This window comes from Paenarthrobacter sp. TRD_SC_7 (assembly GCF_056156245.1).
This window is the reverse complement of sequence record NZ_CM149587.1, coordinates 3,221,952-3,234,490: the sequence shown is the minus strand read 5'-3', so window position 1 is coordinate 3,234,490 and position 12,539 is coordinate 3,221,952. Positions and strand designations below refer to the sequence as shown.

Annotated in this window: 7 protein-coding genes and 1 rRNA gene; 7 read left to right on the top strand and 1 reads right to left on the bottom strand. The window is 62.5% G+C overall.

Annotation, left to right across the window (positions count from 1 at the left end):
- The first annotated feature begins 62 nt into the window (after positions 1-62).
- From AC0J5Z_RS15585 to AC0J5Z_RS15575, 3 genes are all read left to right on the top strand, one after another.
- Positions 63-1,268 (top strand): argininosuccinate synthase, encoded by a 1,206-nt coding sequence (locus AC0J5Z_RS15585; RefSeq protein WP_091466547.1) that lies wholly within the window; start codon positions 63-65, stop codon positions 1,266-1,268.
- A complete protein-coding gene (gene argH / locus AC0J5Z_RS15580; RefSeq protein WP_475033887.1) occupies positions 1,265-2,680 on the top strand; it encodes an argininosuccinate lyase in 1,416 nt (471 codons plus the stop codon). The genes AC0J5Z_RS15585 and argH overlap by 4 nt, the downstream gene beginning before the upstream one ends.
- 86 nt (positions 2,681-2,766) lie before the next feature.
- Complete coding sequence (locus AC0J5Z_RS15575; protein WP_475033885.1) at positions 2,767-3,504, top strand: maleylpyruvate isomerase family mycothiol-dependent enzyme; 738 nt, start codon at positions 2,767-2,769, stop codon at positions 3,502-3,504.
- Between the two features lie 111 nt (positions 3,505-3,615).
- Here the strand turns inward: AC0J5Z_RS15575 and AC0J5Z_RS15570 are convergent, their stop codons facing one another.
- Positions 3,616-5,184, bottom strand: coding sequence for an AlkA N-terminal domain-containing protein (locus AC0J5Z_RS15570; RefSeq protein ID WP_475033883.1), 1,569 nt, complete (start codon positions 5,182-5,184; stop codon positions 3,616-3,618).
- Between the two features lie 83 nt (positions 5,185-5,267).
- Here AC0J5Z_RS15570 and AC0J5Z_RS15565 point away from each other — a divergent pair, with 83 nt between their 5' ends.
- The 4 genes from AC0J5Z_RS15565 to AC0J5Z_RS15550 all read left to right on the top strand — a co-directional run bounded on the left by AC0J5Z_RS15565 (position 5,268) and on the right by AC0J5Z_RS15550 (position 12,005).
- Positions 5,268-5,933, top strand: coding sequence for a DNA-3-methyladenine glycosylase (locus AC0J5Z_RS15565; RefSeq protein WP_475033881.1), 666 nt, complete (start codon positions 5,268-5,270; stop codon positions 5,931-5,933).
- Positions 5,934-6,065: 132 nt separating this feature from the next.
- The gene (locus AC0J5Z_RS15560) at positions 6,066-8,294 is read left to right on the top strand and encodes a HelD family protein (RefSeq protein ID WP_475033877.1); all 2,229 of its coding nucleotides are present in this window, start codon (positions 6,066-6,068) and stop codon (positions 8,292-8,294) included.
- A gap of 37 nt (positions 8,295-8,331) precedes the next feature.
- Entirely contained in the window at positions 8,332-9,642 is a 1,311-nt protein-coding gene (gene tyrS, locus AC0J5Z_RS15555) for a tyrosine--tRNA ligase (RefSeq protein WP_475033873.1), read from the top strand.
- 840 nt (positions 9,643-10,482) lie between these two features.
- A 16S ribosomal RNA gene (locus AC0J5Z_RS15550) occupies positions 10,483-12,005 on the top strand.
- Positions 12,006-12,539: the final 534 nt, after the last annotated feature.

The window sequence follows — 12,539 nt, the reverse complement described above, 5'->3', positions numbered from 1 at the left end:
TTCACCATTGATTCACACAGCATTGATTCGAATGAACCAAGCAATAACAAAGGAGCACTCTCGTGACTGAGCGCATTGTTCTGGCCTACTCCGGTGGCCTTGATACTTCCGTAGCCATCGGCTGGATCGGTGAAGCCACCGGCGCCGAAGTCATCGCCGTGGCCGTCGACGTTGGACAGGGCGGTGAGTCCCTGGAGACCATTCGCCAGCGCGCCCTCGGTTGCGGCGCCGTCGAGGCCTACGTGGCCGACGCGCGCGACGAGTTCGCCAACGAGTACGCCATGCCCACACTGAAGGCCAACGCGCTCTACCAGGGCCACTACCCGCTGGTTTCGGCTATCTCGCGTCCGGTCATCGTGAAGCACCTCGTGAAGGCTGCCCGTGAATTCGGCGCCACCACCGTTGCCCACGGCTGCACCGGCAAGGGCAACGACCAGGTCCGCTTCGAGGTTGGCATCCAGACCCTCGGCCCGGACCTGAAGTGCATCGCACCTGTCCGCGACCTTGCCCTGACCCGCGACAAGGCCATCGCCTTCGCCGAGGAAAAGGGACTGCCGATCGAGACCACCAAGAAGAACCCATACTCGATCGACCAGAACGTGTGGGGACGCGCCGTCGAGACCGGTTACCTCGAGGACATCTGGAACGCTCCCACCAAGGACATCTACGACTACACCGCCACGCCGGAATTCCCGCCCGCGCCGGATGAGGTCACCATCTCCTTCCAAGCCGGTGTGCCGGTAGCCATCGACGGCGTCAAGGTCACCCCGCTGCAGGCCATCCAGGAACTGAACCGCCGTGCAGGCGCGCAGGGCGTTGGCCGCATCGACGTCGTCGAGGACCGCCTTGTAGGCATCAAGTCCCGTGAAATCTACGAAGCCCCGGGTGCCATGGCGCTGATCACTGCGCACAAGCACCTCGAGGACATCACCATCGAGCGCGAGCAGGCCCGCTTCAAGGCCACCGTTGGCCAGCGCTGGGCCGAGTTGGTCTACGACGGCCAGTGGTTCTCCCCGCTGAAGCGCTCCTTGGACGCCTTCATCGAAGACACGCAGCAGTACGTTTCAGGTGACATCCGCATGGTCCTCCACGGTGGCCAGGCAATCGTCAACGGTCGTCGCTCCGAGACCTCGCTGTACGACTTCGACCTCGCCACCTACGACACCGGCGATACCTTCGACCAGTCCATGGCACGCGGCTTCATCGAGCTGTGGGGCATGTCCTCCAAGGTTGCCTCCGGCCGCGACCTGCGGGTTGCAGGGGAATGACAAGCGCAACCAACGAAGGCGCACTGTGGGGCGGCCGGTTCGCCGGCGGCCCCGCGGATGCGCTGGCCGCACTGAGCAAGTCGACCCACTTTGACTGGCGGCTCGCACGCTACGACATCGCCGGTTCCAAGGCCCACGCACGCGTGCTGGCCAAGGCCGGGCTGTTGGACGACGCAGAGCTGGAAGGCATGCTCGCCGCCCTTACCCAGCTGGACGAGGACGTCGCGAGCGGCGCCTACCTCCCGGCCGAGAGCGACGAGGACGTTCATGGTTCGCTGGAGCGTGGCCTGATCGAGCGTGCCGGAACCCAACTTGGCGGCAAGCTCCGCGCCGGCCGTTCCCGCAACGATCAAGTGGCCACTCTTGGCCGCATGTTCCTGCGGGACCACGCCCGGATCATCGCGGGTGGCGTCCTTGCCACCATCGACGCGCTGGTTGAGCAGGCAAAGGCTCACCAAGGCGTTGCCATGCCGGGTCGGACCCACTTGCAGCATGCCCAGCCTGTCTTGCTGAGCCACCACCTGCTGGCCCATGCCTGGGCACTGCTGCGCGACGTGCAGCGTCTCCAGGACTGGGACAAGCGCGCCGGTGTTTCGCCGTATGGTTCGGGTGCGCTGGCCGGTTCGTCCCTGGGGCTGGACCCGGAGGCTGTAGCCGCTGATCTCGGTTTCTTCTCGGCAGTCCACAACTCGATCGATGGCACCGCCTCACGCGATGTCTTCGCCGAGTTCGCCTGGGTATGCTCCATGATTGGCGTGGACCTGTCCCGCATCTCCGAGGAAGTCATCTTCTGGGCAACCAAGGAATTCTCCTTCGTGACGCTGCATGATTCGTACTCCACAGGGTCCTCGATCATGCCGCAGAAGAAGAACCCGGACGTCGCCGAGCTCGCACGTGGCAAGGCAGGCCGCCTCATCGGCAACCTGACTGGCCTCCTCGCGACGCTCAAGGGCCTGCCGCTTGCGTACAACCGCGATCTGCAAGAGGACAAAGAACCGGTCTTCGACGCAGCCGACACCTTGGAGCTCTTGCTTCCGGCCGTGTCCGGCATGATCGCCACGCTGAAGTTCAACACGGAGCGCATGGAATCACTGGCCCCCCAAGGCTTCGCGCTGGCCACGGACATTGCTGAATGGCTCGTCCGACAGGGCGTTCCCTTCCGTGAGGCCCATGAGCTGTCCGGCGCTGCCGTCAAGCAGGCCGAAGGCCGCGGCGTGGAACTGTGGGACCTGACGGACGAGGAATACGCAGCCATCTCAGAGCACCTCAGCCCCGAGGTGCGCACTGTCCTGAGTACGGAAGGTTCGCTCAACAGCCGCAACTCACAGGGCGGAACGGCACCAGCCGCCGTCGAACGCCAACTGACGGCCCTCGAAGCGGAACTGGACGCAGCGCGTTCCTACGCAGGCTAAAACCACTCACGAGGTGGCACTTCGCACCAATGCCTCAGGGCGTTACTGTCGTGAAGTGCCACCTCGCTGTGCGTTAACATGGCGCTATGACCCAGATCACCCCTGAGACGCTGCCCGCAGAGCTTCACAAAGCCGCCGACACCGTCACTCGCCTCCTGTCAAAGATGGACGAATCGTCCGTCGCTGAGCCGTCGGAACTTCCCGGCTGGACCCGCGGCCACGTCCTTGCCCACCTCGCGGGCATCTCCAACGCGATGGCCCGGCAACTTCAGTACGCGCGCCGCGGCGAGACCGTGGAGCTTTACGACGGCGGCATGGACGGCCGCACCAAGGCGATAGAACTCGCGGCAGGGCACGGCCTCGCCCAGCACACGGAGTCCGTCACCATTTCCCTGACCGCAGCGATCGCGGCATTCGACGCCTTGGGCTCGGACGACTGGCAAGCGCGCATCTCCTATCGGGACGGCACGGTGTTCGACGGCGGGTTGGCACTGTGGCGCGAACTCACCATCCATGCCTCGGACCTGGGGTTGGGTTACGGGCCGGAGACGTGGAGCCGTCCGTTCTGCGAGCACCTCATAGGATTCCTCGCTGCACGTGTCCCGCAGTCCTTTAAATTTGTCCTGCAGCCCACCGGCCTGCCGCAACTGAGCATCGGTAGCGGCGGAACCTCCATAGCCATCACTGGCATGCTGACCGATATCGCAGCGTGGCTTGCTGGCCGCGAGCCCAGCCTTGGAAGCCTCAGGGCCACCGCAGCCGCTGACGGAGTGGACTTGCCGGAACTGTTGCCCTGGCCGGCCGCCCAGCCTGCAACCCGCTGAAACGCGGTCGCTCTCTCACTTCCCTCGGGCTTGAGCTGGTCGCTCGCTCACTTCCCTCGGGCTTGAGCTGGTCGCTCTCTCACTTCCCTCGGGCTTGAGCTGGTCGCTCTCTCACTTCCCTCGGGCTTGAGCTGGTCGCTCGCTCACTTCCCTCGGGCTTGAGCTGGTCGCTCCCTCACTTTCAGGGAGCAATTTGCTCCGGGTCTTCGCTGCCGCTGCCCGCCACAAATGCATGGTGGCGTACGAACGCCACGGGCTGACTTCCCTGAAATCCGCGCTGAGTCCAGTGCCCGCGGGAAGGGCCTTCACGCCATTCCTTACTGCGGCATCATTGGCCAGGAACACATCCGGAGCGCCAAGCACGCGCATGGCAACATACCCCACAGTCCACGGCCCCACGCCGGGTAACGGAAGCAGTTTGCCTTCGAGGCTGGCGTAGTCGTCGCCGTAGCCGAACTCGAGTGCCCCGCTTGCTATCGCTTCGGCCGCAGCCACGATGGAGTCGATCCGGCGCTGAGGTCCCCGGAGCAGGGCACGGCCGTGCTCGGCGACTTCTGCCACCGTCGGGAACAGTCGTTCCAAACCGGGAGTGACGCCATCGGCGGGTGAGCCGGCCGCCGACAGCTGGGTGAGGGCCGTTCGGGCAGCGGCGACGGTGATCTGCTGTCCGATCATGGCCCGGATGAGCAGTTCATGGGGATCCACCGCCCCCGGCACCCGGATCCCCGGGAGTGCGGTGACGCTGGCCGTAAGCCGGGGGTCCCTGGCCAGGGCGTCATCGATTGCCTGTGGATCGGCGTCCAGGTCGAACAACCTGCGGACCCGGCTCAACAGTGCTGGGAGGTCGTGGAGGTCCACGGCGGTGGCCGTCAGCTGTAATGGCTTGCCAGGTGTTGACGGGCTGTAGGCGATCGAGAAGGACGCGCTGCCTCGGGGGAGCCGGAGCGTGCGTGCGTAGCTCCTGCTTCCGTCGGCGTCAGCTGCTGCCACTTCAATGCCCGGCACCGCGCGAACTGCCAGGAAGTCGAAAATGCCCGGGTCGAATGGTTCCCTGTAGGGCAGGTTCAGCGTCAGCGCAGCTGGCGCTGCCCCCGCACCTTGGGTACCTCGGCGAAGGCTGGACTTCGCCCCGGTGGCACGCACCGCCGTCGGCGTCATCGCAAACACCTCGCCGATGGTGTCGTTAAATTGCCGCACGCTGTTGAACCCCGACGCGAACGCAACGTCGGCCAAGAGCATGTCGGTGGAGACCAGCAGAGTCCTGGCAGTCTGTGCCCTGCTTGCCCGTGCCAATGAGAGGGGGCCTGCGCCGAGCTCGTTGCTGAGGATGCGGTTGAGCTGTCGCGCGGAGTACCCCAGCCGCTGCGCAAGGCCGTCGACGCCCTCACGGGTGATCACGCCGTCGTTGATCAGCCTCATCGCGCGGCCCGCGATGTCGGAACGGAGGTTCCACGCGGGCGTTCCGGGGACGGCTTCGGGGAGGCATCGCTTGCAGGCGCGATACCCGGCTTCGTGAGCCGCTGCCGAGGTCTCGTAGAAAGTGACGTTCTCAGCTTTGGGGGTGCGAGCGGGGCACGACGGCCGGCAGTAGATGCCGGTGGAGCTCACGGCTGTGAAGAATTGACCGTCAAACCGGGTGTCACGGGCGTCGATCGCCCGGTATCGCTGCCAGAAGTCCATGGCTTCATCCTGCCAGCCGTCCGAGGCCTGTGCTAGCGGAAATCGGACATAGCCGTTCGTGGGTTTCTTGCTAGGGTCTGGGCATGACTTCTTCGAAGGAAAGCGGAAGAAGCGCCCCGGAAGTGCGCAAGTTCCTCGAGGGCGACCCCCGTGTCATCGCTCCGCTGATACTTGGCGCGGTGCTGACCCATCACTCGGAAGCCGGTCCTGTTTCGGTCAGGCTCACCGAGGTGGAGGCCTACATGGGGCCGCGCGATTCAGCACACCCTGACCCCGGCTCACACACGTTTGGTGGTCCTACCGCCCGGAATGCGCCTATGTTCGGGCCGCCGGGGTTCTTGTACGTCTACTTCACCTACGGCATGCACTACTGCGCCAACATTGTCTGCGGTCCCGACGGCGCAGCGTCAGCATTGCTCCTGCGCGCCGGCGAGATAGTGGATGGGGACGCGCTCGCCGCGGTTCGCAGGCCAGCTTCCAAAGCACACAAGGACCTGGCCAGCGGACCTGCCCGGCTCGCCTCCGCGCTGGGACTTACGACGGCGGACACTGGCCGTGACGCCCTCGCCTCACCGTTCAGCCTGTGGTTGCCGGCGACCCCCGCGGCGTCTGTTGCGAGTGGACCGAGGGTGGGCGTAGCGGGCCCGGGCGGAACCACTGAATATCCGTGGCGGTTCTGGATTGAAGACGATCCCACGGTGTCCAGGTACAAGGCGGCACGGCCCCGGACCCGCAGCGCTGCCGGGTGACTTTCAGCGCTGGCAGCACGGCGAAACATGAACTTTAGGTGACGCAGTCCGCTATATGACCTGTACCCCCCACGTTTACCAAAATCGCTGTAGAATGGACGGTCTGTCTTTTGCGATAGGGGTTACGGTTCGATGCACGACGCTGATTTGGTCCACGAGCAGGAATATGTTGCCGGGCTGTACGCCCGGCTTGATGAGCTGCGCGCCGAAAAGCGCGCCCAGCTGGCGCAGGTGCGCAAGGCCGGCGCGGTGGGAACCATGCAGAACGTCTCAGAACGTGACGCGTTCGCGGCACTGTACGAAGACCGTCTGGCCCAGCTCGACGCCGTCGACGACCGCCTGGTCTTTGGCCGCCTTGACCTCGACTCCGGCGAGGCTCAGTACATTGGCCGCATCGGGCTGTCCACGGCCGATCTGCAGCGCCTCATGGTCGACTGGCGTGCGCCGGAAGCCGGACACTTCTACCAAGCCACCGCGTTCGACCGTCAAGGCGTGCGCCGTCGCCGCCACCTGATCCTTCAGGGGCGCGACGTGAAGGCAATTGAAGACGACGTCCTGGACGCCGGGATGCTCGCGGACAACGACTCGCTTCAGGGCGAAGGCGCGCTGCTTGCTGCGCTGAACTCCAAGCGCACTGGCCGCATGTCGGACATCGTGGGCACCATTCAGTCGGAGCAGGACCGGATCATTCGTTCCTCCATTTCCGGCGCACTGGTAGTCCAGGGCGGTCCAGGAACAGGTAAAACGGCCGTAGCCCTGCACCGTGCGGCCTACCTTCTGTACACGCACCGCGAGCGGCTCAAGAGCGCCGGCGTCCTACTCGTCGGACCGTCGTCGTCCTTCATGCACTACATCGAACGAGTGCTGCCGTCGCTTGGCGAGACCGGTGTGGTGATGGCGAGCCTCGGACGCCTCATGCCCGGGATTCACGCCGTTCCCGAGGAAGATGCGGATGTTGCCGCCCTTAAGGGCAAGCTGGACATGGCAACTGTGGTGGCAAATGCCGTGGCCAACCGGCAGCGGACGCCTGCGGAGGACCGCATCCTCGAAGTTGATTCGCGGAAGCTGACACTGACGGTTCGTCAGGTCCGCCGTGCCCGGGAAAAAGCCCGCGCCACAGGCAAACCGCACAACGAAGCGCGCCTCACGTTCGTCAAGATCCTCCTGCGCGAGCTCACGGAACAGCTGACGGACCTCGTAGAGGAAGGCAACATCGGCAACAACGCCGATCGCGCCTACCTGGCCGAAGACGTACGGTCGGCCCGCGACGTGCGTATTGCACTAAACCTTTGCTGGATGCCGATGACGCCTGAGAAGCTCATTTCCGAGCTCTTCAGCAAGCCGGCCATCCTTGAAGCCTGCACACCACACCTGACGCCGGAACAGCGCGTTCTGCTGCAGCGTCCTGTGGATGCGCCGTGGACGGAAGCGGATGTTCCGTTGCTGGATGAGGCTGCAGAGTTGCTGGGTGAGCTGGATCCGGCCGCAGGCAGGGGGCTGGCCCAGCAGGAAGCGGACCGTGCCCGTGATCTCGCGAACGCCAAGCAGACCCTCGCCAACATGGAAGCGATGGGCGTGGACGTCTTGGTGACGGCTGAAGAGCTCGCCGAACAGAATCAGGAACGCGAGGGGCGGCTGACTGCTGCGGAACGAGCCACGAGCGACAGGTCATGGGCCTTTGGCCACATCGTGGTTGACGAGGCCCAGGAACTCTCGCCCATGCAATGGCGGCTCCTTGTACGGCGTTGCCCGCTGAAGTCCTTCACCATCGTGGGTGACATTGCACAAACGAGTGCAGCGGCCGGTGCCAATTCGTGGCAAAGCGCGCTGGCGCCGTCGTTCGGGGACCGCTGGACGTTGGAAGAACTTACCGTGAACTACCGCACGCCGTCGCAGATTGCCGAGGCCGCTGTCCGCATGGCCAACCGCGCAGGGCTGGTTGTCTCGGCCCCCAAAGCCGTACGCGAAGGCAAATGGTCACCCATCGTGGACCATGTGGGGGCGGGCGACATCGTCAAGCGCTTGGTAGAGGTCCTGCCGGAGGAAGTGGAAGCGATCGACGGCGGCCTGCTGGCTGTCATCGCCGACGGACCGCTGCTGCCGCAGGCCACAGCCGCGCTGCGCGAGGTCTACGGACGCCGCATCGGCAGTGGCGCTGGCAGCTACCAGCAGGACATTGTGGTGATCAGCCCCAAGGAAGCCAAGGGCCTGGAATTCGACGGTGTTGTGGTCCTGGAACCGGCCGCCATGCTGAACCACGAGCACGGCAAGGTAGGCGACCTCTACGTCGCCATGACCCGTGCCACGCAACGCTTGCGCCTCATCGCGGCCGCGCCGGTACCCGCCGGCATCGAGCGCTAGGAAAAACGGACCCTGCAATCCTGCTAACTTAGATCTCGTGTCACACGTAAACAACCTCGAGTCCCAGCACAACGATCCCGCCTTTGCCAACGTTTGGCAGGAGCTCAAGTGGCGCGGCCTTGTCCACGTTTCCACTGATGAAACTGAACTGGAAAAGCTGCTCGCCGGGGACCCGATCACGTATTACTGTGGCTTCGATCCCACTGCGCCATCGCTGCACCTGGGCAATCTGGTGCAGTTGCTGGTGATGCGTCGCCTGCAGTTGGCCGGCCACAAACCGCTCGGATTGGTGGGCGGTTCCACCGGCCTGATCGGTGACCCCCGTCCGACGGCGGAGCGCACCTTGAACACCAAGGACACCGTCGCGGAGTGGGTTGGCTACCTTCAGGGTCAGGTGCGACGTTTCCTCAGCTTCGAGGGCGAGAACTCAGCCCGCATGGTCAACAACCTGGACTGGACGGCCCCGCTCAGTGCCATCGATTTCCTCCGGGAGATCGGCAAGCACTTCCGCGTGGGCACCATGCTCCGCAAGGATGCCGTGGCCTCACGCCTGAACTCCGACGAAGGCATCAGCTACACCGAGTTCAGCTACCAGATCCTGCAGGGCATGGACTACCTCCAGCTCTTCCGCGACTACGGCTGCGCCCTGCAGACAGGTGGTTCGGACCAGTGGGGCAACCTCACCAGCGGTACTGAACTCATTCGCAAAGTGGAGGGCAAGAGCGTCCATGCCCTGGGCACGCCGCTCATCACGAACTCCGACGGAACGAAGTTCGGCAAGAGCGAAGGTAACGCCATTTGGCTGGACCCGGAAATGTGCAGCCCGTACACGTTCTACCAGTTCTGGCTGAACACCGCAGATGCGGACGTGGTTGATCGCCTCAAGGTGTTCACTTTCCTGTCGCGCGCGGAGATCGAGGCACTTGGCCAGGCCGTGGAGGAACGTCCCTTTGCCCGGGAAGGTCAGAAGAAGCTTGCATTCGAGGTGACCTCCCTGGTGCATGGCGTCGACGCAACCGAGAAAGTCATCGCCGCTTCGGCTGCGCTTTTCGGGAACGGCGACCTCACGGTACTGGATGAGCGCACCCTCGAAGCAGCCACTGCGGAACTTCCCTCCGCGACCATAGGCGCCGACGGCCTCGGCATCATCGACCTGCTGGTCGCCTCGGGGCTGTCGGACAGCAAATCGGCCGCGCGCCGGACTGTCGGCGAAGGTGGTGCGTACGTGAACAACACCAAGGTGTCCGATCCCGATGCCGTCATTGCCCGCGACGAACTTCTTCACGGCCGCTACTTGCTCCTCCGCCGGGGCAAGAAGAACCTGGCGACTATTGAGGTTTCCGCCTAGGTTTCCTTGAGTAATCCAGTTCCGAAAGGGCCGGCAACCGCTAAGGTTGCCGGCCCTTTCTGCGTTTAAGCGTGCGTGTCAGTGGGGGAAGCGGTGGTCATCCTCTGCGCGCTCGGTCGTTCCTCCCTTAGACGCGCGCTGCCGGATGACCTCCGCCTTTGTCCGACCCTCTCTCACATCCCTCGGGTTTGGGCCGGATGCTCTCTCAGGTCTCGCGGGTTTGGGGTGGTCGCTGTCTTACTTGGGAAGGTTCGACGGCGGTGGTTTGGTTTTTGCGTTTTGGTGGCCCTTTTGTGGGGTTGGGTGGTGTGACGGGCTTCACTGAAACTTGTTGGTGGTGTTTTGGTGTTGTTTTGCGGTGTGGTGGGGTTGTTTGTCTTGTGTTTGCGGGGGTTTTGGGTGGTGTTGGGGTGGATTTGGTGTGGGGGTTGGGCGCGTGTAAAGTTATTCGAGTCGCCGCCGCTGATGCGGAAAGATGGCGACCGACTCCCTTCAAATCACCGGTTCCGGTAGTGCTTTTGTGTGCTTCTGGTTGGTGGGGGAGGCCCGGGTTTGGTTTGCTTTGTGCGGCTGGTTCGGGTAAGTTTGAAAAGTTGCTCCGGAGCGATCCTGGGACCCTGTTGGGGGTTTTGGTGGTGCCGGTAGTGTCTGTTGTTTGAGAACTCAATAGTGTGCCAAGTTTGTTGATACCGATTGTTTTTCAATTGGTTGAAATTATGGCTGGACCCTGCGCACCCCCGTGTGTGGTGGTCTGGTTTTCAGCTGGTTTCGAATTTTGTGCAGCCGCGTTTGCCGTTATTTCCGGTGGGTGTGGTTGTGTCTGTTTGGTTTTGTTTTACTTCAACGGAGAGTTTGATCCTGGCTCAGGATGAACGCTGGCGGCGTGCTTAACACATGCAAGTCGAACGATGATCCCAGCTTGCTGGGGGATTAGTGGCGAACGGGTGAGTAACACGTGAGTAACCTGCCCTTGACTCTGGGATAAGCCTGGGAAACTGGGTCTAATACCGGATACGACCATCTGGCGCATGTCATGGTGGTGGAAAGCTTTTGTGGTTTTGGATGGACTCGCGGCCTATCAGCTTGTTGGTGGGGTAATGGCCTACCAAGGCGACGACGGGTAGCCGGCCTGAGAGGGTGACCGGCCACACTGGGACTGAGACACGGCCCAGACTCCTACGGGAGGCAGCAGTGGGGAATATTGCACAATGGGCGAAAGCCTGATGCAGCGACGCCGCGTGAGGGATGACGGCCTTCGGGTTGTAAACCTCTTTCAGTAGGGAAGAAGCCGCAAGGTGACGGTACCTGCAGAAGAAGCGCCGGCTAACTACGTGCCAGCAGCCGCGGTAATACGTAGGGCGCAAGCGTTATCCGGAATTATTGGGCGTAAAGAGCTCGTAGGCGGTTTGTCGCGTCTGCTGTGAAAGACCGGGGCTCAACTCCGGTTCTGCAGTGGGTACGGGCAGACTAGAGTGCAGTAGGGGAGACTGGAATTCCTGGTGTAGCGGTGAAATGCGCAGATATCAGGAGGAACACCGATGGCGAAGGCAGGTCTCTGGGCTGTAACTGACGCTGAGGAGCGAAAGCATGGGGAGCGAACAGGATTAGATACCCTGGTAGTCCATGCCGTAAACGTTGGGCACTAGGTGTGGGGGACATTCCACGTTTTCCGCGCCGTAGCTAACGCATTAAGTGCCCCGCCTGGGGAGTACGGCCGCAAGGCTAAAACTCAAAGGAATTGACGGGGGCCCGCACAAGCGGCGGAGCATGCGGATTAATTCGATGCAACGCGAAGAACCTTACCAAGGCTTGACATGAACCGGAAAGACCTGGAAACAGGTGCCCCGCTTGCGGTCGGTTTACAGGTGGTGCATGGTTGTCGTCAGCTCGTGTCGTGAGATGTTGGGTTAAGTCCCGCAACGAGCGCAACCCTCGTTCTATGTTGCCAGCGCGTGATGGCGGGGACTCATAGGAGACTGCCGGGGTCAACTCGGAGGAAGGTGGGGACGACGTCAAATCATCATGCCCCTTATGTCTTGGGCTTCACGCATGCTACAATGGCCGGTACAAAGGGTTGCGATACTGTGAGGTGGAGCTAATCCCAAAAAGCCGGTCTCAGTTCGGATTGGGGTCTGCAACTCGACCCCATGAAGTCGGAGTCGCTAGTAATCGCAGATCAGCAACGCTGCGGTGAATACGTTCCCGGGCCTTGTACACACCGCCCGTCAAGTCACGAAAGTTGGTAACACCCGAAGCCGGTGGCCTAACCCTTGTGGGGGGAGCCGTCGAAGGTGGGACCGGCGATTGGGACTAAGTCGTAACAAGGTAGCCGTACCGGAAGGTGCGGCTGGATCACCTCCTTTCTAAGGAGCTGCTAACAGCTGTGTTGTTTGCCTGCATGGGTGAATGACGGGTTGTCAGTGTTGCCCATTGCGCAGGCGTCTGTTCTGCGGTGGGTGCTCATGGGTGGAATATCAACGAATCAAACTTGTTTGGCATGGCCTTTACCGGTTGTGTCCTGGTGTCAGTACGGCAGCATCTGTGTCCCTTTTTGGGGGTGTGGTGTTGTCAGGAAAGCTGCCGGGGCGTGCGGTTGTGGGGGTTGTGTTTGGCGCACTGTTGGGTCCTGAGGCAACAGGACCTTTTTGCAGCAATGCAGGGGGCACTTCTGGTGTTTCTTTTGTTCCTGCTTCCGGTACTTGCCATCTGTCCGCTTTTGCGGGGTGGTGGTGGTCTGGTTGACGGGGTTGTTGTTTGAGAACTACATAGTGGACGCGAGCATCTAGAACACACACGGTGGCTGATCGTCTTTACCTTTTGGGTGGGGTGGTTGGTGTGTGTGTTCTTACAGCAATTTCTTATGAATGAACCTTGGGCCTGTGTGGCGCATGGTTCTC